At 57.2% G+C, this 21648-nt stretch carries 19 protein-coding genes; 9 read left to right on the forward strand and 10 right to left on the reverse strand.

Annotated elements, in window-relative coordinates:
• The first annotated feature begins 20 nt into the window (after positions 1–20).
• The 3 genes from QOL81_RS01870 (at position 21) to QOL81_RS01880 (ending at position 2577) form a co-directional block, all read left to right on the forward strand.
• Positions 21–998, forward strand: coding sequence for an ABC transporter permease (locus tag QOL81_RS01870; RefSeq protein ID WP_016927501.1), 978 nt, complete (start codon positions 21–23; stop codon positions 996–998).
• Positions 999–1031: 33 nt separating this feature from the next.
• Positions 1032–2039 carry a substrate-binding domain-containing protein gene (locus tag QOL81_RS01875; protein ID WP_060423804.1) on the forward strand — a complete coding sequence of 336 codons (1008 nt, stop codon included), beginning with the start codon at positions 1032–1034 and terminating at the stop codon, positions 2037–2039.
• 274 nt (positions 2040–2313) lie between these two features.
• Positions 2314–2577, forward strand: a complete 264-nt coding sequence (locus tag QOL81_RS01880) for a hypothetical protein (protein ID WP_019452732.1) — start codon at positions 2314–2316, stop codon at positions 2575–2577.
• Positions 2578–2623: 46 nt separating this feature from the next.
• On the opposite strand, the gene QOL81_RS01885 is transcribed toward QOL81_RS01880, so the two are convergent.
• Complete coding sequence (locus QOL81_RS01885) at positions 2624–3175, reverse strand: TetR/AcrR family transcriptional regulator (protein WP_038877264.1); 552 nt, start codon at positions 3173–3175, stop codon at positions 2624–2626.
• A 126-nt stretch (positions 3176–3301) separates the two neighbouring features.
• On the opposite strand from QOL81_RS01885, the gene smfY reads away from it, so the two are divergent.
• Both smfY and QOL81_RS01895 read left to right on the forward strand, forming a co-directional pair.
• Positions 3302–4774 (forward strand): multidrug efflux MFS transporter SmfY, encoded by a 1473-nt coding sequence (smfY, locus tag QOL81_RS01890; protein WP_283439594.1) that lies wholly within the window; start codon positions 3302–3304, stop codon positions 4772–4774.
• A 200-nt stretch (positions 4775–4974) separates the two neighbouring features.
• Positions 4975–5466: a Dps family protein gene (locus QOL81_RS01895; protein ID WP_004932132.1), complete on the forward strand. Its 492-nt coding sequence runs from the start codon at positions 4975–4977 to the stop codon at positions 5464–5466.
• A gap of 45 nt (positions 5467–5511) precedes the next feature.
• On the opposite strand, the gene QOL81_RS01900 is transcribed toward QOL81_RS01895, so the two are convergent.
• Positions 5512–5688 (reverse strand): YciY family protein, encoded by a 177-nt coding sequence (locus QOL81_RS01900; protein ID WP_025159792.1) that lies wholly within the window; start codon positions 5686–5688, stop codon positions 5512–5514.
• Positions 5689–5930: 242 nt separating this feature from the next.
• Between QOL81_RS01900 and cls the strand changes: the two genes are divergently transcribed.
• Together cls and QOL81_RS01910 are read left to right on the forward strand one after the other, a co-directional pair.
• Complete coding sequence (gene cls, locus QOL81_RS01905; protein WP_038877257.1) at positions 5931–7391, forward strand: cardiolipin synthase; 1461 nt, start codon at positions 5931–5933, stop codon at positions 7389–7391.
• A gap of 56 nt (positions 7392–7447) precedes the next feature.
• Positions 7448–7771, forward strand: a complete 324-nt coding sequence (locus QOL81_RS01910) for an HI1450 family dsDNA-mimic protein (RefSeq protein WP_004932139.1) — start codon at positions 7448–7450, stop codon at positions 7769–7771.
• Positions 7772–7844: 73 nt separating this feature from the next.
• Here QOL81_RS01910 and oppF read toward each other — a convergent pair whose 3' ends face one another.
• The 7 genes from oppF to QOL81_RS01945 all read right to left on the reverse strand — a co-directional run bounded on the left by oppF (position 7845) and on the right by QOL81_RS01945 (position 16562).
• Positions 7845–8846: a murein tripeptide/oligopeptide ABC transporter ATP binding protein OppF gene (gene oppF / locus QOL81_RS01915; RefSeq protein WP_025303071.1), complete on the reverse strand. Its 1002-nt coding sequence runs from the start codon at positions 8844–8846 to the stop codon at positions 7845–7847.
• Positions 8843–9859, reverse strand: a complete 1017-nt coding sequence (locus tag QOL81_RS01920; protein ID WP_033634782.1) for an ABC transporter ATP-binding protein — start codon at positions 9857–9859, stop codon at positions 8843–8845. Before QOL81_RS01920 ends, oppF begins: the two co-directional genes overlap by 4 nt.
• An 11-nt stretch (positions 9860–9870) precedes the next feature.
• On the reverse strand, positions 9871–10779 hold the full coding sequence (gene oppC, locus QOL81_RS01925) for an oligopeptide ABC transporter permease OppC (protein ID WP_049199092.1): 909 nt from the start codon (positions 10777–10779) through the stop codon (positions 9871–9873).
• A gap of 14 nt (positions 10780–10793) precedes the next feature.
• Positions 10794–11714: an oligopeptide ABC transporter permease OppB gene (gene oppB, locus QOL81_RS01930; RefSeq protein ID WP_004932150.1), complete on the reverse strand. Its 921-nt coding sequence runs from the start codon at positions 11712–11714 to the stop codon at positions 10794–10796.
• A gap of 83 nt (positions 11715–11797) precedes the next feature.
• On the reverse strand, positions 11798–13435 hold the full coding sequence (gene oppA, locus QOL81_RS01935; protein WP_049199093.1) for an oligopeptide ABC transporter substrate-binding protein OppA: 1638 nt from the start codon (positions 13433–13435) through the stop codon (positions 11798–11800).
• Between the two features lie 148 nt (positions 13436–13583).
• Positions 13584–15221 (reverse strand): ABC transporter substrate-binding protein, encoded by a 1638-nt coding sequence (locus tag QOL81_RS01940; protein ID WP_283439595.1) that lies wholly within the window; start codon positions 15219–15221, stop codon positions 13584–13586.
• Positions 15222–15917: 696 nt separating this feature from the next.
• A complete protein-coding gene (locus QOL81_RS01945) occupies positions 15918–16562 on the reverse strand; it encodes a YchE family NAAT transporter (RefSeq protein WP_015378089.1) in 645 nt (214 codons plus the stop codon).
• Between the two features lie 531 nt (positions 16563–17093).
• Here QOL81_RS01945 and adhE point away from each other — a divergent pair.
• Positions 17094–19766, forward strand: coding sequence for a bifunctional acetaldehyde-CoA/alcohol dehydrogenase (adhE, locus tag QOL81_RS01950; protein ID WP_033634787.1), 2673 nt, complete (start codon positions 17094–17096; stop codon positions 19764–19766).
• A 120-nt stretch (positions 19767–19886) separates the two neighbouring features.
• Here the strand turns inward: adhE and QOL81_RS01955 are convergent, their stop codons facing one another.
• A complete protein-coding gene (locus QOL81_RS01955; RefSeq protein WP_060423810.1) occupies positions 19887–20471 on the reverse strand; it encodes a thymidine kinase in 585 nt (194 codons plus the stop codon).
• 703 nt (positions 20472–21174) lie between these two features.
• Between QOL81_RS01955 and hns the strand changes: the two genes are divergently transcribed.
• Complete coding sequence (gene hns / locus QOL81_RS01960; protein WP_004932170.1) at positions 21175–21582, forward strand: histone-like nucleoid-structuring protein H-NS; 408 nt, start codon at positions 21175–21177, stop codon at positions 21580–21582.
• Positions 21583–21648: the final 66 nt, after the last annotated feature.

Consider the following 21648-nt stretch of genomic DNA (forward strand, 5'->3'; position numbering starts at 1 on the left):
TCACCCGCAATAAGCGCCGCATGCACAAATACGGCATTATCATCGCCTTTTTCGCCCTGTGCCTGATCGTGGCGCTGATTGGCGAATATCAGGTCGCTCAGGGGGCCTGGAGCAGCAACTATTTTCTCAGCAATGAAAACACCCTGATCGTCCTGCGCCAGGTCTCGATCAACGGCATTCTGGCCATCGGCATGACCTTCGTCATTATCACGGCCGGGGTCGATCTCTCCGTGGGATCGGTGCTGGCGCTAAGCGGGATCGTCGCCGCCCGCTTCGCTACCAACAACAGCGGATTGGCTATCGGCGATACCGCGACCGCCGTCATGGCACCGCTGATTGTGGCGCTCGGTATCGGCATCGTTTGCGGCCTGGTGAACGGCACCGTGTTAGCCCGCTACCGCCTGCAGCCGTTTATCGTCACCATGGGCATGCTCTCCGCGGCGCGCGGTTTAACCATGTTGACTACCAACGGCAATCCGGTATCGCAATTGAACAGCGATTTCCGCTGGTTGGGCAATGGCTATGTCGGCGGCGTTCCGGTGCCCGTCATCATCTTCATCGTGCTGTTCGCCCTCGCCTGGCTCGTGCTGAATAAAACCCTCTTCGGGCGCTACATCTACGCCGTCGGCGGCAACCCGAAAAGCGCGCGCACCTCGGGGATTAACGTCACCCGCATCAAAATACTGGTGTATACGCTGTGCGGCGCGCTGGCCGGCATCGCCGGCCTGATCCTCACGGCGCGCACCGGCTCGGCGCAGACCAACGCCGGTGCTGGGTATGAGCTGGACGCCATCGCGGCGGTGGTGATCGGCGGCACCAGCATGGCCGGCGGCGTCGGTACGCTGGTCGGTACCTTCTTCGGCGTGCTGATTATCGGGGTGATGAATAACGGCCTCGATCTGCTCGGCGTGCAATCGTATTACCAACAGATTATCAAAGGCGCATTGATCGTTCTTGCCGTCTTGCTCGACCCCTCGCGTAAGCAACAGCGCGATTAATAACATCAGACCCAACTCTACCAGGAGAAAACCATGAATAAGACCAAGATAGCGTTGTTTGCCTCAGCCATGATGCTGGGTAGCCTGTCGGCAGCTCAGGCCGCCCCGGTTAAAATCGCGGTATTGATGTACGGCAACAAAGCCGAGTTCGTGCAATTGATGGAAAGGTTCGGCAAGGAACACCCGGCGGTGAAAAGCGGCGAAGCCGTGCTGACCTTCTACGATGGACGTTATGATGCATCGGTGCAAAACGATCAGGCCGCCACCGCTATCCAGACGCGCGCCGATGCCATTATCGTCAACCCTATGGATTTTGAGGCCAATATCGATATCGTCACTAATGCCAACGAAGCCAAAATCCCGGTGGTGGTCACCAACGCGCGCCTGAACACGGACGCGATGACGTCTGAAGTGGTGTCTAATGACGAGTTGGGGGGGTATCTGGAAGCCAAAGCCGTCCTGGACAAACTCGACTGCAAGAACCACAAGGTAAACGTGGTGATTATCGAAGGCCCGAAAGGCGGCAGCGGCGAGATCCAGCGCGGTAAGGGCAACGATAAAGCGATTGCCGAGTGCGGCGCCGGCCAGGTCACGGTACTTGAGCGCAAAACGGCCAACTGGTCACGCGCGGAAGCGCAGCCGCTGATGGAAAACTGGCTGCAGAAACACCGGGGTAAAATCAACGGCGTGATCGGCCAAAATGACGAGATGGCGCTGGGTGCTATCGAGGCGATCAAAGGCGCCGGCCTGAATGTGAAAGACTTCGCGATTGCCGGCGTTGACGGCGTTTCCGACGCGATTCATGCGGTGCAGGCCGGTGAAATGGTCTCTATCCTGCAAGATGCCAAAGGCCAGATGCAGGGGTCCATCGACGTCGCGCTGCGCGCCGTGAAAGGTGAAAGCTATCAACCTCAGTCGGATATCTGGAAGCAGTACGCCAAGGATCTGAAATGGGAGGGCGGCACGCAGAAGCATTACTACATTCCGTGGACCGTCGTTACCGCAGAGAACGCTCAAGCGCTGTTGGATGCCCGCAAATAATCCCCCGCCCCCTGGCTCCAGGGGGCCCTGCTATGGCACTTGTCTGCAAAAAAAAAGCCAGCACGGAGTGGCTGGCTTAAAGGTTCTTCGAGGGAATATCTTGTTCGATAAACATACGCCTTTCGCCGCCCCCTTGACTAACTATCAGTGTGATAGGCGCCGCCGTCTGAGACTATTTTTTGCCGTTGCATGGTAAAGCGCCGCCGCTGACCTACACTTGAGCCGTAGTCAAGATGCAGTTACGGGTCGTTTTTATCTTCCAAAAGGAATAATTATGAAGGCAACTAAATATCTCTTGGCACTGCTGGCGTTCACCTCATTCTCTTCCCTGGCGGCAATTGAAATCACTCGGGAAGAGGCGGCGAAACATACCGAGATCGGTCCGGTGACCATTTCACAAGACGGCGACGACACCGTGGGGATCGACCATGCGCGTCTGTCGAAAGCGGTAGATGAAAAAGGCGGTAAGTATTACGTCATTATCGGCCGCGAGGGGAAAACCACCTTCGAAACCATCAATGCGATAGCCTATAAATAATCAGGCTTAGCCCGCGGCAGGCTGCTCCTGCCGCTTGTCCCGGCGTTTACTTGTCGCCGCCCGTCAATATCAATGCCTGCATATCGGCGAACATCGTTTCCCATTCCGCCTGGTCGATATCCATCAAACCAAAGTAACGCAGCATAAAGGCGCCTTCGGTGGCGAGAAACGCCAGGCGCGCGCGCTTGCCTTCTTCGGTCGTCAAATCCAAACCGGCGATGCGGCTGCGATACCACTCGCGCGTGCTCGCCAGATGCTCCGGCGTTTGAATCAACGTCGCCATCAGCCCGGCGGCCTTGGCGCTGGAGGTCTGATCCGAACTGTGGGTGGCCAGCATATGCGCCCGCACGGCGGTCTGCGGCGAAGGCTCGTCGCCGGCGATCGCCGTGAACAGCGTCTCATAGGCACTGCCCCAGCGATCGAACATGGCATCGATAAGGGCGTCTTTGCTGCCGAAACAATACTGCACCCCGCCCTTGGAGATCCCCATCGCTTTGGCGACGGCGTCGATGGTCAAGCCGGCGGCGCCCTGGGTGGCGACGATCTCTTCGGCGGTGTCCAAAACCTTGTCGCGATCGATGCTGCGTTGACGTCCCATTAAGAAACCCTTCTTTTCAATACGAACGTATGGATATATATTATCATCAGTATACCACCCGGCATCGCCGGTGGGTTACCCCAATGGCGGCGCCTCCGCGCCGCCCACGTTAACTGGATATGAATTATGTACGCCAAGAACCGCTGGTTGATCCTGACGATGGTCGCCAGCGCCCTTTTCCTGATCGTCATCGATATGACGGTGTTATATACCGCCCTGCCGCGCTTAACCCAGGCGCTGGACGCCAGCGCCTCGCAAAAACTCTGGATCGTCAACGCCTACCCGCTGGTGGTGGCCGGCCTGCTGCCCGGCGCCGGCATGCTGAGCGACCGCATCGGCCATAAGCGGCTGTTTCTCGCCGGGCTGCCGGTGTTTGCCGTCGCGTCACTGTGCGCCGCGTTCTCGCCCTCCGCCGAGTGGCTGATCGCCGCCCGCGTGTTCCTCGCCGTTGGCGCGGCAATGATGATGCCCGCCACGCTGTCCATCGTGCGCCACGTCTTTACCGACGAACGCGAACGCGCGCTGGCAATCGGCATCTGGGCCTCGGTGGCCTCCGGCGGCGCGGCCATCGGCCCGGTGGTCGGCGGCCTGCTGCTGGAGTATTTCTGGTGGGGGTCGGTGTTCCTGATCAATGTGCCGGTCGTACTGCTGGTCTGGCCGCTGGCGTGGAAACTGATCCCGCGCTGCGGTGGCGATAACCCGCGCCCTTCGGACATCGTCGGTTCGGTGCAGATCATGATGGGTCTGGTCGGCGCCATCTATGCGCTGAAGGAGCTGAGCAAGCCGACGCCTGATGTGGGCGCCTTGCTTGTGGCGGCCCTGATCGGCGTGTTGTTCCTGGTGCTGTTCGTGCGTCGTCAGCAGCGCAGCGCCCACCCGATGATCGATTTCTCCCTGTTCCGCAACCGGCTGTTCGCAGGCGGCATCGGCGTGGCCCTGCTGTCGATGGTAGCGCTGATCGGCGTCGAGCTGGTGCTCAGCCAACGCCTACAGCTGGTGCTCGGCCTCAGCCCGCTGCAGGCGGCGCTGTTTATTTTGCCGATCCCGCTGGCCTCGGCGCTGGCGGGGCCCGTAGCCGGCCTGCTGTTGCCGCGCTACGGCGAACGCAGCATCATCCTCGGCGGCTTTGTCCTGACTACCCTCGGCATCGCCGGTCTTGCCGTGTGGTACCAGAGCGGCATGGCGCCGCAATTGGTCAGCCTGGCGCTGGTGGGCTTTGGCCTCGGCGGCGTGATCACCGCCGCTTCTACCGCCATCATGCTGAACGCGCCGGAGGAGAAGTCCGGCATGGCGGCGTCCATCGAAGACGTCTCCTACGAACTGGGTGGCGTGCTGGGCGTGACGCTGCTCGGCGGGTTGATGACGGCGGTTTACAGCCACAGCCTGGCACTGCCGGCGGAGCTGCCGGTTAGCGATTTGGCCTACGACAGCATCGACGAAGCCCTGCGGCTGGCGGCCGGGCTGGCGGCCGATCGCGCGCAGCAGCTGACGCAGCTGGCGCGTCTGGCCTTTGATCGCGCGTTTATTACGGTGCTGATCGCCGCCGCATTGCTAATGGCGCTGGGCGCCGGCGCGGTGAAACTGGCGCTGCGCAAGTAACCGATAAAAGCGGCTTTTTTCGCCTGCGGATCCTGCGTAAACTGATTCGGCAATTTGCTCGACGGATTTATCGTCATCGGTTTTAGCGATGGCAATAATGCCTGTTATCGTGTTTAACCCTGCGATAAATCCGGTTACTGTAACAGCTATGGAAATTGATTCTGTCTACTATCGGAACAAATAATCAGGAGAAGATTATTATGGCAACGGCAAAGAAAGCAGCGAAAACCCATATCGGCCTCGACAGTAAACAATCGGCAAAACTCGCCGAGGCGCTGAACGCGCTGTTGGCGAACTATCAGGTGCTGTATATGAACGTGCGCGGCTATCACTGGAATATTACCGGCCCGCAGTTCTTTGAGCTGCACGCGAAATTCGAAGAGACATATAACGATCTGCTGACCAAGGTGGATGAGCTGGCGGAACGTATTCTGACGCTGGGCTCGCAGCCGCGCCACGCTTTCAGCGACTATCTGAAAACCGCCGACATCAAGGAACACACCAACGTGACCGATGATAAAGGCACGCTGCGCGGCCTGTTGGAAGGGTATTCAATCTTGCTGCAGCAGCAGCGTGAACTGCTGACGGTAGCGGCAGACGCCGGTGACGAAGGCACCGCATCGCTGATGAGCGATTACATCAAAGAGCAGGAAAAACAGGTCTGGATGCTCAACGCCTATCTGGGCAAATAACCCAGGCGCCATAACAAAACAGTCCCTCACGGGACTGTTTTCGTTTTACCACTCGCAGGATACCGCAAACAGCAGCGCGCGCCGATGCTGATCGTCCAGGCGGCGCCGCACCCGGATAATATGGCGATTGCTGCACGACTGGCGTTCCAGCCAGCGATGCCGGCGGCGTTGGCTCTGCCGCAACATGCGCCAGCGGCCCACTTCATTTCTACTGCGTCTCATAATTCCGTCACTCGTTCGTCTAATGCCAACCGCGGGCATTATAGCCCTTTCCGCCCGTGATCCAAGCCGCAGTTATCGGCGGCACAGCGGGCGCCACGCGGGCAAAAGCCGCCCTTTCATTTTCAGCAAGTGCCTTAACTTCATCATATTTATGTAACATAAGCGCCGATAAAAGGTTTCGCCTTGACCGATCTGTGCGTACACTCATCATTGGTGGTTTGCGAACGGGATTTTTCGCCTTTATGACAACATTTTATACCGTAATCAGTTGGCTCATGGTGTTCGGCTACTGGCTGCTGATCGCCGGCGTGACGATGCGCATTTTGATGAAACGCCGTGCGGTTCCCTCTGCCATGGCCTGGCTGCTGGTTATCTACATACTGCCGCTGTTCGGCATCGTGGCCTATTTATCGTTCGGCGAGCTGCATCTGGGCAAGCGCCGGGCCGAGCGCGCCAAGGCCATGTGGCCGTCAACCGCCCGCTGGCTGAAGGAGCTGAAAGAGAGTCGCCGCATCTTCGCCACCGAGTACAGCGAGGTCGCCGAACCGCTGTTCCAGCTGTGCAACCGCCGCCAGGGCATCGACGGCGTCAAGGGCAACCAGCTGCAGCTGCTCACCACCACCGATGACACGCTGAAAGCGCTGATCCGCGACATCGAACTGGCGCGGCACAACATCGAAATGGTGTTCTATATCTGGCAACCCGGCGGCCTGGTCGATCAGGTGGCCGAATCGCTGATGGCCGCCGCCCGACGCGGCGTACACTGCCGCCTGATGCTCGACTCCGCCGGCAGCCTGCAATTTTTCCGCAGCCCCTACCCGGCGATGATGCGCAACGCCGGCATCGAAGTGGTCGAGGCGCTGAAAGTCAACCTGCTGCGCGTATTTCTACGCCGCATGGACCTGCGCCAGCACCGCAAGGTGGTGCTGATCGACAACTACATCGCCTATACCGGCAGCATGAACATGGTCGATCCGCGCTACTTCAAGCAGGATGCGGGCGTCGGCCAATGGATCGATCTGATGGCGCGCATGGAAGGCCCGGTGGCCACCACCATGGGCATCGTCTATGCCTGCGACTGGGAGATTGAAACCGGCAAGCGCATTCTGCCGCCACCGCCGGACGTCAACATCATGCCGTTCGAGCAGGAAAGCGGCCATACCATTCAGGTGATCGCCTCCGGCCCCGGCTTCCCCGAGGAGATGATCCACCAGGCGTTGCTGACCGCGGTCTATTCCGCCCGCGAGCAGCTGATCATGACCACGCCGTACTTCGTGCCAAGTGACGATCTGCTGCACGCCATTTGCACCGCCGCCCTGCGCGGCGTCGAGGTCAGCATCATCGTGCCGCGCGACAACGATTCGATGATGGTGCGCTGGGCCAGCCGCGCGTTCTTCTCCGAGCTGCTGGAGGCCGGGGTTAAGATCTATCAGTTCGAAGGCGGCCTGCTGCATACCAAGAGCGTGCTGGTGGACGGCCAGCTCAGCCTGGTCGGCACCGTCAATCTGGACATGCGCAGCCTGTGGCTGAATTTCGAAATCACGCTGGTGATCGACGATGACGGCTTCGGCAGCGATTTGGCCTGCGTGCAGGAAGATTACATCGCCCGTTCCCAGCTGCTGAACGCCAAAGAGTGGCTGAAGCGGCCGTTCTGGCATCGCCTGGTCGAGCGCCTGTTCTACTTTTTCAGCCCGCTGCTGTAAAAGCCGCGGCGAGCGTGCTTTAATAGCGCCAAATCATTTGTTATCAGGATTTTTTTATGGATTTGAATAACCGCCTTACCGAAGACGAAACGCTGGAACAGGCCTACGACATCTTCCTCGAATTGGCCGGCGACAATCTGGATCCGGCGGATATTCTGCTGTTCAACCTGCAGTTTGAAGAGCGCGGCGGCGCCGAACTGTACGATCCCTCCGAAGACTGGAGCGAGCACGTGGATTACGACCTGAACCCGGACTTCTTCGCCGAGGTGGTGATCGGTCTGGCGGACAGCGACGGCGAGCCGATCAACGACGTGTTCGCCCGCGTGCTGATCTGCCGTGAGAAAGACCACAAGCTGTGCCACATTCTGTGGAAAGAGTGATTCGCCGTTAGCGCATCGGATAAAAAAAGCCCCGCTCATTCAGCGGGGCTTTTTGTTGCCGACTAGCGGCACATTACAGCGGATCGACCTTCAGGCAGGACACCGCGTGGCGGAAACTGCCCTCCAGCAGCGGACGCGTCTTGGCGCACTCCGGCCCGGCTATCGGGCAGCGGGTGCGGAACACGCAACCGGTCGGCGGGTTGATCGGCGAAGGCAGCTCCCCTTCCAACAGCTGGATCTGCTTCTCCTTCTCCTTGTCCGGATCCGGGATCGGCACCGCAGACATCAGCGCTTTGGTGTAAGGGTGCTGCGGGTTGTGGTACACCTCGTCATAGGTGCCCAGCTCCACCGCATGGCCCAGATACATCACCAGCACGCGATCGGAAATGTGCTTCACCACCGCCAAGTCGTGGGCGATAAAGATCAGTGACAGGCCCATTTCGCGCTGCAGCTGCTGCAACAGGTTCACCACCTGCGCCTGAATCGACACGTCCAGCGCGGAGACCGGCTCGTCGCAGATCACCAGCTTCGGCTCGAGGATCAGCGCGCGCGCGATGCCGATACGCTGGCACTGGCCGCCGGAGAACTCGTGCGGGTAGCGGTTAATCAGGTTAGGCAGCAGGCCGACCTTCAGCATCATCGCCTTGACCTTGTCCTTCACTTCCTGACGCGGCATTTTCGGGTAGTAAGTGCGCAGCGGCTCGGCGATGATCTCGCCGATGGTCATGCGCGGGTTGAGCGAAGCCAGCGGATCCTGGAAGATCATCTGGATATCGCTGCGGGTTTTGCGCCAGTCGGCGTCGCTCATGCCCAGCAGATCTTTCCCCAGCCAGGCGACGCGCCCGCTGGTGGCCTTCACCAGGCCGATGATGGCGCGCGCGAAGGTGGATTTACCGCAGCCGGATTCGCCGACCACGCCCAGGGTTTCCCCCTCGAACAGCCGCAGCGTGACGCCATCGACCGCTTTCAGGGTTTTCGGCGGCTGCCAGAACCACTGTTTATCGTCATGAATGTCGAAGTGCACTTTCAGATCGGCCACTTCGAGCAGCACTTTCTTGTCGGTTACCGCTGTCATACCAACGCCTCCACCGGTTTAAAGCAGGCGCGCAGGCGCCCTTCCCCAAATTGCTCCAACGGCGGAGCGCTCGCGCACTGCTCCATGGCGTACGGACAGCGCGGCTGGAACGGGCAGCCTTTCGGCAACCGCAGCAGGTTCGGCGGGTTGCCGGGAATGGTCAGCAACGCTTCGCCTTCGGCATCGAGACGCGGCACCGCGTTCAACAGACCGATAGAGTACGGGTGGCTCGGCTGGTAGAACACCTCGCGCGCACTGCCGTATTCCATGGTGCGGCCGGCGTACATTACCAGCACCTTGTTGCAGATGCCGGCCACCACGCCCAGGTCGTGGGTGATCATGATGATGGCGGTGTTGAACTCGCGCTTCAGCTCGTTGAGCAGCGTCATGATCTGCGCCTGAACGGTAACGTCCAGCGCGGTGGTCGGTTCGTCGGCAATCAGCAGCTTTGGCCGACACAGCAGCGCCATGGCGATCATCACGCGCTGGCGCATGCCACCGGAAAACTCATGCGGATACATGCGCATGCGCTTGCGCGCTTCCGGCATTTTCACCGCGTCGAGCATGCGTACCGACTCTTCAAAGGCTTCGCTTTTGCTCATTTTCTTATGCAGCATCAGCACTTCCATCAGCTGTTCGCCAACGCGCATATAAGGGTTGAGCGAGGTCATCGGGTCCTGGAAGATCATCGAGATCTCTTCTGCCCGCAGCTTGTTGAGCTGATTTTCCGGCAGGTTGAGGATTTCACGGCCGTTGAATTTGGCCGAGCCGCCGATGCGGCCATTGCTGGCCAGCAGGCCCATCAGAGCGAACGCTGTCTGCGATTTACCGGAGCCGGACTCACCGACGATGCCCAGCGTTTCCCCGGCGCGCAGGTCGAAGTTCAGATCGTTCACCGCCGTCACGTCGCCGTCCGGGGTGGAGAACGTGACGCGCAGGTCTTTCACGTCCAGCAGCGGCGACGTTTTGACCCCGGCGCCGGTTTGCAGTTGAGGATGTTCAATGGTGCTCATGATTGCACTCCTTAACGATCTTTCGGGTCGAGGGCGTCACGCAGGCCATCGCCGATAAAGTTGAAACAGAACAGAGTGACAACCAGGAAACCCGCCGGGAACAGCAGCAACCACGGTGAAACTTCCATTGAGTTGGCGCCGTCGCTGAGCAATGCGCCCCAACTGCTGAGCGGCTCCTGCGTGCCCAGCCCCAGGAAACTGAGGAAGGATTCGAACAGGATCATGCTCGGCACCAGCAGCGACGCATACACCACCACCACGCCGAGCACGTTCGGCACGATATGGCGCAGCACGATATTGCGCGTGGAGACGCCGCACACCAGCGCCGCTTCGATGAATTCCTTACGCTTCAGGCCGAGGGTTTGGCCGCGCACGATACGCGCCATATCCAGCCACGACACCATGCCGATCGCCACGAAGATGAGCAGGATGTTCTGGCCGAAGAAGGTCACCAGCAGGATCACGAAGAACATGAACGGGAAGGAGTTGAGGATCTCCAGCAGGCGCATCATCACCGAGTCGACCTTGCCGCCCAGATAGCCGGACATTGCGCCGTACAGGGTGCCCACCACCACCGCCACCAGCGCCGCCGCCACGCCGACCATCAGCGAGATGCGCCCGCCGATCGCCACGCGCACCAGCAGATCGCGCCCGGAGGAGTCAGTGCCGAAATAGTGCCCCGATTCCACGCTTGGGGCGGCGGACATCATCGCCCAGTCGGTATCGTCGTAGGCAAACTGCGACAGCATCGGCGCCAGCGCCACAAACAGCGTGATCAGCACCAGAATAAACAGGCTGCTGACCGCCGCGCGGTTGTGCATAAAGCGCCGACGCGCGTCTTGCCACAGGCTGCGCCCTTCCACTTCCAGCTTCTCGCTGAAGTTTTCCAGAGCTTCGCTGTTCTTTTTAGTCAACATCATTCGCGTGCTCCAGATTAATAACGGATTTTCGGATCGATGACCGCATACAGCACATCGACGATCGCGTTGAACAGAATGGTCAGGGCGCCCACCAGAATGGTCAGGCTCAGCACCAGGGAGTAGTCGCGGTTCAGCGCGCCGTTAACGAACAGCTGGCCGATCCCCGGCAGACCGTAGATGGTTTCGATCACCATCGATCCGGTGATGATACCGACGAACGCCGGCCCCATGTAGGACAGCACCGGCAGCAGCGCCGGCTTCAGCGCGTGGCGGAAAATGATGCGACGCATCGGCAAGCCTTTGGCGCGCGCGGTACGGATGAAGTTGGAGTGCAGCACTTCAATCATCGAGCCACGCGTGATACGGGCGATGCTGGCGATATAGGCCAGCGACAGCGCCACCATCGGCAGGATGATGAATTTAGGCGCGCCGCCGTTCCAGCCACCGCCCGGCAGCCATTTCAGCGTGATGGCGAAGATCAGCACCAGCAGCGGCGCCACCACGAAACTGGGTATCACCACCCCGGTCATGGCGAACCCCATCACCGTGTAGTCCCATTTGGTGTTCTGATTCAGCGCGGCAATCACGCCTGCGCTCACCCCCAGCACCACCGCCAGCAGAAACGCGGCCAGGCCGAGTTTGGCGGACACCGGGAAAGAGCTGGCGACCAGATCGTTCACCGAATAGTCCTTGTATTTAAAGGACGGGCCGAAGTCTCCCTGCGCAAGCTGCGCCAGATAATGACCGTACTGTTTCCAGATCGGGTCGTTCAAATGATATTTGGCTTCGATGTTCGCCATAACTTCCGGCGGCAATGCGCGTTCCCCGGTAAATGGACTGCCGGGTGCCAGGCGCATCATGAAGAATGAGATGGTGATAAGGATAAATAGTGTCGGGATCGCTTCCAACAAGCGACGAAGTATAAATTTAAGCATTGCCCTAACCCTGTGCGACAGCCTGATGACGGCTTATTATTCTCAACATGGGCCGGCGGCCTGCGCCGCCGGCTCTTACCGTATCAATGCTTGATGATGTACAGGTTTTTGTCGTACACGTTATCAAGCGGGTCTTTGCCGGTGTAACCACCGACGTAAGGTTTCACCAAACGGGCGTTCACATAGTAATACAGCGGAACGATGGCGGAATCTTTGTCCAGCTGAACTTCCGCTTTCTGATACAGCTCGGCGCGCTCGTCTTTGGTCTTCGCGGTCAACACGTTGGCCATCAGCTTGTCGAACTCGGCGCTCTTGTAGTGCGGGGTGTTACTGCTGCTGTCGGACAGCATCATGTTCAGGAACGAGCTCGGCTCGTTGTAGTCGGCACACCAGCCGGCGCGCGCCACGTCATAGGTGCCCTGATGACGGGTATCCAGGAAGGTTTTCCACTCCTGGTTCACCAGCTTCACGTCCACGCCCAGGTTTTTCTTCCAGATGGAGGCCGCGGCGATCGCCAGCTTCTTGTGCAGATCGGAGGTGTTGTACAACAGGGAGAAGGTCAGCGGTTTGCCCGGGCCGTAGCCGGCGTCGGCCAGCAGTTTCTTCGCCACTTCGTTGCGTTTTTCCTGCGTCCAGCCGAACCACTCCGGTGCGGTCAGCTTGGCACCGTCGGTGTATGGCGGCGTAAAGCTGTAGGCCGGCAGGTCGCCCTGGTTTTTCACCTTGTTGACGATGATGTCGCGGTCCATGCCCAGCTTCAGCGCTTCACGCACGCGCGCATCGGTGAACGGCGCCTTCTGGTTGTTGATTTCGTAGTAATAGGTGCACAGGTAAGGATCGACATGCACCTCTTTCGGGATCTCTTTCTTCAGCTTCTGGAACAGTTCGATCGGCATGTTGTTGTAGGTCATGTCGATTTCACCGGTGCGGTAGCGGTTAACGTCGGTCACTTCCGACGAAATAGGCAGGAACGTCACTTTATTGATGATGGTTTTGGCGTTATCCCAATATTCCGGGTTGCGTTCCAGTACGATGCGTTCGTTGACAATCCAGTCTTTCAGTTTGTAAGCGCCGTTGCTGACGTAGTTGGCCGGCAGCGTCCACTTCTCGCCAAACTTCTCTACCGCGTCTTTGTAAACCGGCTTCATGGCGTAGTGCGGGGTCATTTCAACCAGATAAGGCACCGGCTCGCTCAGGGTCACCTGGAAGGTGTGGTCGTCGATGGCCTTCACGCCCAGCGTCGACTTGTCTTTTTTACCGGCGATGATGTCATCGACGTTTTCCACATGGGCGTACTGCAGGTAGCTGGCGTAAGGCGACGCGGTTTTCGGATCCACCACGCGCTGCCAGCTGTAGACGAAATCTTGCGCCGTCACCGGCTTGCCGTTGGACCATTTTGCGTCTTTACGCAGGTGGAAGGTCCAGACTTTGAAATCCTTGTTATCCCAGCTTTCCGCGACGCCTGGCACGATGGAACCGTCCGGGCTGTTGTTCGCCAGGCCTTCCATCAGGTCGCGCGTGACGTTGTTTTCCGGCACGCCCTCGATCTTGTGCGGATCCAGCGACTGCACTTCGGAACCGTTGTTTTTGACGATTTCTTGCTTGTCGGCCAGCTGCACGCCCGCCGGGACGTCAGCGGCGAAAGCGCTGGTGGTTGCTGTGATACCCAGCGCGGCGATGACGCCGGCGGCAATGAGCGTTTTCTTCGTGATGTTGGTCATACTTATCGACTCCAGTTTTTTATTATCACAGGCTCTTCGTGGAACCCGCGTTGCCCGTAAGCGGACTTTGTTTTCCCGCCGCCGCGGAACGAATGCGGCGGCCGGCCTTCCCTATATTCCCCTGCCCCTCGGCGTGAGGAATACCCCTTTACTGATTGATAATGTAAAGATTTTTAACGTCGGTATAGTCCAGCGGATCTTTGCCGGTGAACCCACCCACCGTCGGCTTGATCAAACGCGCGCTGACGCGGTAATAAACCGGGACCAACGCGGAGTCTTTGTCCAGCTGCGCTTCCGCCTGCTGATAGAGCGCGGCGCGCGCGGCCTCATCCGGCGCCTTCAGCGTGGCGGCCATGATGGCGTCGAACGCCGGGCTCTTGTAGAACACGGTATTGATGCTGCTGTTGGACAGAACCAGGTTCAGGAACGCGCTGGGTTCGTTGTAATCCCCGCACCAGGTGGCACGCGCCACGTCGTATTGCCCCTGATGGCGGCTCTCCAGCGAAGTTTTCCATTCCTGGTTGCGCAGCGTGACCTCGGCGCCCAGGTTCTTCTTCCACATCGACGCGGCAGCGATCGCCTGTTGTTTGTTTTGATCGGAGGTGTTGTACAGCAGCGAGAACTTCAGCGGCTTGGCGTCGCTGTAGCCCGCTTCCGCCAGCAGTTTCCTGGCTTCGGCGTTGCGTTGCTCCTGACTCCAGCCGGCCCACGCAGGCTGAGTGAAGCTGGCGCCTTCCGTGAAGGTTGGCGTGAAGCTGTAGGCCGGGATTTGCCCCTGGCCCATGATCTTGTTGGCGATAATGTCGCGATCCAGCGTCATCTTCACCGCCGTACGCACGCGCGGATCGGTGAACGGCGCCCGCTTGTTATTGAGCTCGTAATAGAAGGTGCACAGATAAGGGTTAACGTGCAGCTGCTCGGGCATTTCGCGTTTCATCTTGACGTACAGGTACGGCGGAATGGCGCTGTTGGTGATGTCGATCTCGCCGCTGCGGAAGCGGTTGACGTCGCTGACCTCCGAGGTAATCGGCAGGAAGGTCGCCTGATTGATCACCGTTTGCTTGTTGTTCCAGTAGCTCGGGCTGCGCTCCAGCACAATGCGCTCGTTCACCACCCACTCTTTCATGCGGTAAGCGCCGTTGCCGACATAGTTGGCGGGCAGCGTCCATTTATCGCCGAATTTCTCCACCACCGCCCGTTTCACCGGTTTGAGCGACGTGTGGCTCAGCATGCTGATGAAATACGGCACCGGTTCGCTCAGGGTCACCTGCAGCGTCTGGTCGTCCAGCGCCTTAACGCCGAGGGTCTGCGGGCTCTTCTTCCCGGTCAGGATGTCGTCGATATTCTCGACTTTGGTGTATTGCAGGTAGCTGGCATAGGGCGAAGCGATTTTCGGATCGGCCAGACGCTGCCAGCTGTAGACGAAGTCTTGCGCGGTCACCGGGCTGCCGTCGCTCCACACCGCGCCGGGGCGCAGGTGGAAGGTCCACTGCTGATAATTCTGGTTTTCCCAGCTTGTCGCCGCCGCCGGCACCACATGCCCGTTGGCGTCGGTGCTCACCAGCCCTTCCAGCAGGTTAAGAATGATATTGCTTTCCGGGACGCCCTCGACCTTATGCGGATCCAATGAAGCCACTTCGCTACCGTTGTTGATCACAATATTCTGCTGCTGCGCCAATTGGACGCCGGCCGGAACCTCTGCCGCCAAACTGCTATTTACGGCGCCGGCGCCCAGCGCGCCGCTAATCAACAAGGTCAAAGAAGTACGCTTCAGGGTTTGCTGCATAATCGAGGCTCCTTTTCACCGACAAGCATCGCTTATCGAAGTTTGTGAAGTGTTTATAAGAATTCTAAATAAACGGATACCAGCAAAAATCATTCCCGTTTTTGTGGCGCATTTCAGTTAATTGACCACGGGAAAGTTGCTCGGAAATTAGCAGAAGCCAAATTCCATAGCCAATAAATTTTACGAAAATGTTAAGCAATTCTCTTTTATCGCACGAAGCCCAATCCGGCCACCAAGATGGAAGGCAGGAAAAATCGAGATCATCAGCATGATTTTAAAGACAAAAAAACCACATTCATTTCAATTGAAACCATCAGCACGATCTCACCGCTGCAAAAAGAAACATTCAGTTAACAATCTAACCATTCAAAGAACAAACACCTGCCTATGTGCGGTTAATCACTAATAACACCTGGATGAAAGTGAGACAAGCCCCACAGAATGATGTGACTAATTTAACAACAGCGTGACCGTTTAGCGGGGGCGAAATGGGCAGAAATGGGGGAGGAAAAGTGATTGAAATAACGCTTAGCGTTTTTTTTGAGCAACAACATGAGATTTATGCAACATAAGAGTGCAACCGCATAAATTTTATTCATCCTGTGCACTATAATAATGCGAGCCAATAAATAATTTAAACTTTAAAATTAATTTTAGCCGCGCTAACGCGAAAGGTGCGCGGCTAAACAAGGCGTATTACAACAGGCCGGGGAATATCGCCTTAATGCCGGTAACGATAAACTCGATGCCGAGCGCCATCAGCAGCAGACCCATGATACGGGTGATCACGTTGATGCCGGTCTGCCCCAGCAAACGCACCAACAGCGGCGCGGCGCGGAACAATAGCCAGCAGCAAAAGGCGAACAAGGCGATCGCGACCGTAAAACCGAGCAGGCTTTGCCAGTTGTGATAACGGGAGCTCCACACGATGGTAGAACTGATCGCCCCCGGCCCCGCCATCAGCGGCAGCGCTAACGGCACCACGCCGATGCTTTCGCGGATCGCGCTCTCCGACTTCTCCTGTTTGTTCTGTTTGTCTTCCCCCAGCTTGCCGCTGATCATCGACATGGCGATGGTCACCACCAGAATACCGCCGGCGATGCGGAACGAATCGATAGAGATGCCGAACATCCGCAGGATCCCTTCCCCCAGGAACAGCGAGGTCCACAGAATGATGGCGACCGACAGGTTGGCGGTCAGGTTGGTTTTATTGCGCCCCGCTTCCGCCTGATAACTGGTCATGCTGATGAACACCGGCAAAATGCCCACCGGGTTGACCAGTGCAAACAGACCGACAAAGAACTTGATAAAGCCGGAAAGATCCAACAGAGATTGGCCCACAGATGGCTCCGCGTTAAGTACTATAAAAAGGTGTGCTGCCTATGCGCGCTAATGTAATGGAATTGCCGCGGGTAATCCATCCGGCCAGAGCAGCATTTTTGACTGTCAGCAAGTTATGCTGCGAAACAAATGCCCTTTGTTAAAGTGATGTATGGCCTTTTGATTTTTTATGTTGAAAAAAGAGTCATTGCTCACAGTTATCAAGAATGATTCCCAACACCCGCAAGCTGAAAGGTGTCAGCTTGCAGTTTTCATGATTTAGATCACAAATCAACTACCCAACAGTGGGTAAGCTCTTAGTCGTAGGCAGGGAGTAGAACAAAGTGGGTGGCCACATCGCCGATACCGTTCTCTTCACGGTCTGCCCCTCCGGCTGGCGTAGGGAAAAGCTCTTTAAGCAAATCAGCAGCATGCGAAGAAATAACGCGGGAAAGCCCCGGTATTCTCATCACCGTTTATTCCCGTTAGGACTATACTAGTGGCTCGCACGGCTTATTTACTGAAAGAGTTTAACATTATCAGGAGAGCATTATGGCTGTAACGAATGTCGCTGAACTGAACGAGCTTGTCGCACGTGTCAAAAAAGCCCAGCGCGAATATGCCAACTTCACTCAAGAGCAAGTGGATAAAATCTTCCGCGCTGCCGCCCTCGCCGCTGCTGATGCCCGTATCCCGTTGGCCAAAATGGCCGTGGAAGAATCCGGAATGGGTATCGTCGAAGACAAAGTGATCAAAAACCACTTCGCTTCCGAGTACATCTACAACGCCTATAAAGACGAAAAAACCTGTGGCATCCTGTCTGAAGATGACACCTTCGGTACCATCACCATCGCCGAACCTATCGGCCTGATTTGCGGTATCGTTCCTACCACCAACCCAACTTCTACCGCGATCTTCAAAGCGCTGATCAGCCTGAAAACCCGTAACGGCATCATCTTCTCGCCGCACCCGCGTGCGAAGAATGCCACCAATAAAGCCGCCGATATCGTGCTGCAGGCCGCTATCGCCGCCGGCGCGCCAAAAGACATCATCGGTTGGATCGATCAACCGACCGTCGAGCTGTCCAACCAGCTGATGCACCACCCGGACATCAACCTGATCCTGGCCACCGGTGGCCCGGGCATGGTGAAGGCCGCCTACAGCTCCGGCAAGCCTGCCATCGGCGTCGGTGCCGGTAATACCCCGGTCGTGGTAGACGAAACCGCAGACATCAAGCGCGTGGTCGCCTCTATCCTGATGTCCAAAACCTTCGACAGCGGCGTTATCTGCGCTTCCGAACAGTCGGTCATCGTCGTCGACTCTATTTATGATGCGGTACGCGAACGTTTCGCCTCCCACGGCGGCTATCTGCTGCAGGGTAAAGAACTGAAAGCGGTTCAGGACATCATTCTGAAAAACGGCGGTCTGAACGCGGCCATCGTGGGGCAATCCGCACCGAAAATCGCCGAGATGGCGGGCATCAAAGTGCCGGCCAACACCAAAGTGCTGATCGGCGAAGTGAAGCTGGTCGACGAGTCCGAGCCTTTCGCACATGAAAAACTGTCGCCTACCCTGGCGATGTACCGGGCCAAAGATTTCGAAGACGCCGTCGCCAAAGCTGAGAAACTGGTCGCCATGGGCGGTATCGGCCACACCTCCTGCCTGTACACCGACCAGGATAACCAAACGGCTCGCATCGCCTACTTCGGCGATAAAATGAAAACGGCTCGTATTCTGATCAACACCCCAGCTTCTCAGGGCGGTATCGGCGACCTGTATAACTTCAAACTCGCGCCTTCGCTGACGCTGGGTTGCGGCTCCTGGGGTGGTAACTCCATCTCTGAGAACGTCGGACCTAAACACCTGATCAACAAGAAAACTGTAGCGAAGCGAGCAGAAAACATGTTGTGGCATAAACTTCCGAAATCGATCTACTTCCGCCGGGGCTCGCTGCCTATCGCGCTGGAAGAAGTGGCGACCGACGGGGCAAAACGCGCCTTCATCGTGACCGACCGTTTCCTGTTCAACAACGGCTATGCCGACCAGATCACCAAGGTTCTGAAGTCTCACGGCATCGAAACCGAAGTGTTCTTCGAAGTGGAAGCCGATCCGACGCTGAGCATCGTGCGCAAGGGCGCAGAGCAGATGAACTCCTTCAAACCGGACGTCATCATCGCGCTGGGCGGCGGTTCGCCGATGGACGCCGCCAAAATCATGTGGGTGCTGTACGAACATCCTGAAACCCACTTCGAGGATCTGGCGCTGCGCTTCATGGACATCCGCAAGCGTATCTACAAGTTCCCGAAAATGGGCGTGAAAGCGAAAATGATCGCCATCACCACCACGTCAGGCACCGGTTCGGAAGTCACGCCGTTTGCCGTCGTAACCGACGACACCACCGGACAGAAATACCCGTTGGCCGACTATGCGCTGACCCCAGACATGGCAATTGTCGATGCCAACCTGGTGATGAACATGCCGAAATCCCTGTGCGCCTTCGGCGGTCTGGATGCGGTCACCCACGCGCTGGAAGCCTACGTTTCGGTGCTGGCGAACGAATACTCCGACGGCCAGGCGTTGCAAGCGCTGAAACTGTTGAAAGAGTATCTGCCGGCCAGCTATAAAGAAGGCGCGAAAAATCCGGTTGCCCGTGAACGCGTGCACAACGCCGCCACCATCGCCGGTATCGCCTTCGCCAACGCCTTCCTCGGGGTCTGTCACTCCATGGCGCACAAGCTGGGTTCGGAGTTCCACATTCCGCACGGCCTGGCCAACGCGATGCTGATTTCCAACGTCATTCGCTACAACGCGAACGACAACCCGACCAAGCAGACGGCCTTCAGCCAGTACGACCGCCCTCAGGCGCGCCGCCGCTACGCTGAAATCGCCGACCACCTCGGCCTGAGCGCACCGGGCGACCGCACTGCGCAGAAGATTGAGAAACTGCTGGCCTGGCTGGACGAGCTGAAAACCGAGTTGGGCATCCCAACCTCCATCCGTGAAGCGGGTGTGCAGGAAGCGGACTTCCTGGCGAAAGTCGACAAGCTGTCGGAAGATGCATTCGACGACCAATGTACCGGCGCCAACCCACGCTATCCGCTGATTGCCGAGCTGAAGCAAATCATGCTGGATACCTTCTACGGCCGCGAATTCAGCGAAGCGGTAGAAGAGGAAGCGGCCGCTCCGGCTGCCGCCAAAGCCGCGGTAAAGAAGCCCAAGAAATAACGGTTCCGTGAACCGATAAAAAAAACCCGCCAAACGGCGGGTTTTTTATTGCGCCTGAGGCGCTGCATTTCGATTCACGCCGCCAAAACGCTTCAGCGGGCTCTGGCGGCATTTTCACCCTTAGTCCAGGGAGTGAATCGCCTCTTTATAATGCTTGCGGCAGACGGAGACATAGCTCTCGTTACCGCCAATCACCACCTGTTCACCGGCATGCATCGCTTTGCCATTCTCGTCCAGTCGCAGCACCATATTGGCTTTGCGCCCGCAGTGACAGATGGTTTTCAATTCCACCAGCTTATCGGCCCAGGCCAGCAAATAGTGGCTGCCGGTAAACAACTCACCGAGAAAATCGGTGCGCAGGCCGTAACACAATACGGGAATGTCCAGTTGGTCCACCACATCGCACAATTGCTCAACCTGCGCTTTGGTCAGGAACTGGCTTTCATCGAGCAGCACACAATGCACCTGCTGCTGTTGATGCTCTTGCTGAATCATGGCGAAGAGCATTGAGTCGTTGTTATAGAGCTGGGCCTGTGAAGATAACCCGATGCGCGAGCTGACTTTGCCTACGCCATAGCGGTGATCGATCTCCGCGGTGAACACCAGCGTGCGCATACCACGCTCTTGATAGTTATATGAAGACTGTAGCAGCGCGGTAGACTTGCCGGCATTCATCGCAGAGTAATAAAAATAAAGTTGAGCCATGGCCCCGCCACTCCGATGGTATAAGAAATATTCAAATGTTGATTAGGACGGTGAGTGTACCATAACCCGCCCCCCGGCTCAGCCCAAAGCGAACGAATATTGCGTTCGCCGTAATAATGCGCTTTCAAGCGAAACATATCGTTCTGTCGGCATGTTCTTTTTACAGCTATTTACAGGATAATGTATGCCTGTCATCACTATTAATTCTTGCTAATGGTTAGCCCCGGGCATTTGCCCATTAATGCATAGCCGCCCTTTCCCCTCCGCAGGCGCTGTAGCTGCGGCGGAACGCCTGTCTATTTATAGGTGAGGCCAATAACGGGCATTTAATCGCCTTCGCCGACGCCCCGACGTTACCTGACGCAATCTTTACCTATATACCCCTATTGTTTACAATGTCTGCCTTGCCATGGCGTGATTAAGCCCACAGAACCCATTGTAATATTGATATAAATTACGGCGATAACTTATCGATGAAAGCCTTGCGACACGCGCCCTTTAAAGCCTGTCTGCTGAAATTTTGACTTAAGCTCGATGAAGGTAATAGTTAACAGGCCTTCCTATTATTTGTCGGACTGATCCGATTAACGGTTTTTTTAAAGGTAAATTTGAGTATTCAAGTCAATTTGGCTATTGCAGAAAAGAAAAGAGCACTCTATTATTATCGAGACGCCCCCCACCAATATAATTTGAGACTAGGACAATGAGCGAAGCATTAAAGATTTTGAACAACATCCGCACCCTGCGCGCCCAGGCAAGAGAATGCACTCTGGAAACGCTGGAAGAAATGCTCGAGAAACTGGAAGTTGTTGTGAACGAACGTCGCGAAGAAGACAGCCAGGCTCAAGCAGAAATCGAAGAACGCACTCGTAAGCTGCAGCAATACCGCGAAATGCTGATTGCTGACGGTATCGACCCGAATGAACTGCTGCAAACCATGGCTGCCAACAAGGCTGCCGGTAAAGCAAAACGTGCAGCACGTCCTGCTAAATACCAATATAAAGACGAAAACGGCGAGCTGAAAACCTGGACCGGCCAAGGCCGTACTCCTGCGGTGATTAAGAAAGCTATCGAAGAGCAAGGTAAATCTCTGGACGATTTCCTGCTGTAATAGCGATTCAGTCCGTATCTGAAAGGCTCCCTGCGGGGGGCCTTTTCATTTTAAATCTTATCTTTC

It is taken from the genome of Serratia sp. CC22-02 (assembly GCF_900182895.1).
Taxonomy (GTDB): Bacteria; Pseudomonadota; Gammaproteobacteria; order Enterobacterales; family Enterobacteriaceae; genus Serratia; species Serratia nevei.